The sequence below is a fragment of the Mycobacteriales bacterium genome (assembly GCA_036497565.1).
In the GTDB taxonomy this organism is placed as follows: domain Bacteria; phylum Actinomycetota; class Actinomycetes; order Mycobacteriales; family QHCD01; genus DASXJE01.
Genome location: DASXJE010000118.1, coordinates 1 through 2,382, shown reverse-complemented (window position 1 = coordinate 2,382; position 2,382 = coordinate 1). Strand labels below are relative to the sequence as shown.

4 protein-coding genes are annotated in these 2,382 nt (G+C 67.7%); 2 read left to right on the top strand and 2 right to left on the bottom strand.

Going from position 1 to position 2,382, the window contains the following annotated elements; translation table 11 throughout:
• A partial coding sequence (locus VGH85_10540) for a hypothetical protein (GenBank protein HEY2174235.1) occupies positions 1–343 on the top strand: 343 nt, incomplete at its 5' end.
• 34 nt (positions 344–377) lie between these two features.
• On the opposite strand, the gene VGH85_10535 is transcribed toward VGH85_10540, so the two are convergent.
• Positions 378–509 carry a hypothetical protein gene (locus tag VGH85_10535; protein HEY2174234.1) on the bottom strand — a complete coding sequence of 44 codons (132 nt, stop codon included), beginning with the start codon at positions 507–509 and terminating at the stop codon, positions 378–380.
• Positions 510–611: 102 nt separating this feature from the next.
• Here VGH85_10535 and VGH85_10530 point away from each other — a divergent pair, with 102 nt between their 5' ends.
• Positions 612–1,076: a hypothetical protein gene (locus tag VGH85_10530; GenBank protein ID HEY2174233.1), complete on the top strand. Its 465-nt coding sequence runs from the start codon at positions 612–614 to the stop codon at positions 1,074–1,076.
• Here the strand turns inward: VGH85_10530 and VGH85_10525 are convergent.
• A complete protein-coding gene (locus tag VGH85_10525; protein HEY2174232.1) occupies positions 1,037–2,257 on the bottom strand; it encodes an amidohydrolase in 1,221 nt (406 codons plus the stop codon). The two genes, VGH85_10530 and VGH85_10525, sit on opposite strands and share 40 nt — an antisense overlap.
• Positions 2,258–2,382: the final 125 nt, after the last annotated feature.

Genomic DNA, 2,382 nt, shown 5'->3' with positions numbered 1-2,382 from the left:
TTACCCGGTCGTCAACGTAGGCAACGCCTGGGAACTTCAGAGCATGCTCGGCGTCACCGTTCCCGGCATCGAGCACCATTACCAGAGCGGGGAGGACGGGACGCGAACCGCCTGGCTCCTGCATCCTGACGGTTCCTGGGCACGGGCCACGGCGCGCGGAGATGAGCTGCCGGTCGTCGCACAGTCCGGGCCGCGCCGTTTGTGGAATCTCGCGGACGAGATCCGGCATGCGTGGCTCACTGACGGCAAGCTCCCCGTTTACGGCGCTGTGGTCACGATCGATCCGGACGGCAGCGTTCATCTCAAGAAGGGCCGGTGGACCGCCGACGTTCCAGCACGGTAAAACGGCTGGAGGATCGCCTGCCGACCCGTGCTCGTCAACATGGGAAATCCGGGCCGAGATCGTCGTGGTCGGGATCTTCGGCAGGGACCATGATGCTCTGCCGTCCGGCGAGCCTGTCGGCGAATTCGCCGCGCTGGTCGGCCAGTTCCCTGATCCACTCCCCCATGTCGCTGACTGTCTCCCCCACGCTGAGAGACAGCTGATCGCGCAGGGCCCCGGTGGCTGGCTCGGGGTCGGCTGAGCGCGGCGGCGGGTGGGACCGGCCGGGGTGCCGACGACGCAACTCAGCGCCAGCAGCCACGGCGAGCTGCCACTGCCGGCGGGTGACCCGATCCCAGTCAGCCCGGTCGGCCATGACGGCGGCAAACACGGCCTCGCGGGGGGTAGGTGTCGCGCAGGCACGCTCGGCCTCGAGCTGCGCTGCTGTGCGCTCGGCACGAGCACGCTCGGTGCCATCATCCGACCCATCACTTTGGTGTCCACTCATGGCGCCGGAGCGATCTTTGCCCATGGGTCGACGATAAACACATCGGTGGAAGAGACAGGCAGCCGTGGGCTCGACTGCATGGCCAGCGCCAGCAGTCGAGCCTCACCGGCCGATCCGATGATGTCGCTCGGCAGCAGTTCGATGTGCCGCAACAACCCGGATGCGTCCTCGATTAACGCCAAACCGTCAGGTGCCTGCCTCGTGAGTCATCCGGCGGTGACATGCCGCGTTTTACGCGGCATGTGATCACGATCTTGCATCAGGCACTCGGTGAATTCTTCCCGGACACGATGCAAGAGCGCAGGGTCGGTGGCGAGCTTCAGGCCTGTGAGGGCCATCCCTTGCGCAGCAGCGACGATCGTCTCCCGCGCCGACGGCCCGACGGTCGCCTGGTGGAACTCCAGCGAGTGCGGCGGGATCGTCTCATCCGTGAGTCGCACCTGTGGCTGGATGAGCGGAACGACGTGGCTGAGATAGCCACTGTCGCCGCTCCATGCGCCGCCGAGGATGTCGGTGTCGCGTGGCTCCCGCCCGATCGAGCGCATCGCGTCGTCGAAGGCTCCGGCAAGCGTCAGGTTTGGGAGCAGCGGCTCTGACATTGTGTCGGCCGGAGTCACACGAACGGTTGCACCCGTGGCGACGGCGGCTGCCTCGAAGCAGGCGGAGACGCGAGCGACCGTGGCGTCGGTGACGGCTGCGGATCCGGCGCGAACGATGAGCGTCGCGGATGTGTGGTCAGGCACCACCATCGGCAGGGTGCCGCCTTCCGTGATGATTCCGTGCACCCGAACCTCGGACGGCAACTGCTGCCTGAGCAGGCCGAGCGAGGTGAACCCGGCCACCATCGCGTCCAGCGCGTTGACGCCGAGCTCTGGGTGCGCCGACGCGTGTGCGGCCTTTCCCGTGAACTCGACGCGGACTGCGCGGGCGGCGAGGGACCGGGAGGCGCCGATGTCGTACATGCCCGGGTACACGAGCATTGCCGCATCAACGCCATCGAAAACCCCCTCGTCGGCCATGCGGTACTTGCCGCCGCCGCCCTCCTCGCCCGGCGTTCCGATGACCTGGACACGCGCGCCAAGACGCGTGGCGAGCGATCCGATCGCTATGCCTGCCCCGACCGACGCGGCGGTGGCGACGTTGTGCCCACAACTTTGCCCGTAGGGCGGCAGCCCGTCGTACTCGCACACGAAGGCAATCGTCGCAGACGGCTCCGCCGGGCCGATCGTGCCGCAGAATGCGGTGTCGTAACCGACGAGACCGCGCTGAACCTCGAAGCCGTGGCGCTCCAGAAGGCCTGTGACAGCCGCCGCCGCCGCGTGCTCCTCGAACGCCGTCTCGACGTGGTCGTGCATGAAAACGTTGAGGTCCCACAGCTCGTCCGACACCGAGCGCACGGCTTCGCAAAGATGCTCCGCGTTGCTCACCCGAATTGCTCCGTCCAGGCGTCGGCGATCTGGGTGCGGGTGGCGAACCAGACGCCGGGGAATGACTGCGCGTAGCGGATGAAGTCGCGCAGGGCCCTGGTGCGGGCCGGGTGCCCGGCCAGGCG

Bases quoted from the DNA above. Each gene is read 5' to 3' on its own strand.
- VGH85_10535 (HEY2174234.1), bottom strand. From the start codon at position 509: ATGGGGGAGTGGATCAGGGAACTGGCCGACCAGCGCGGCGAATTCGCC.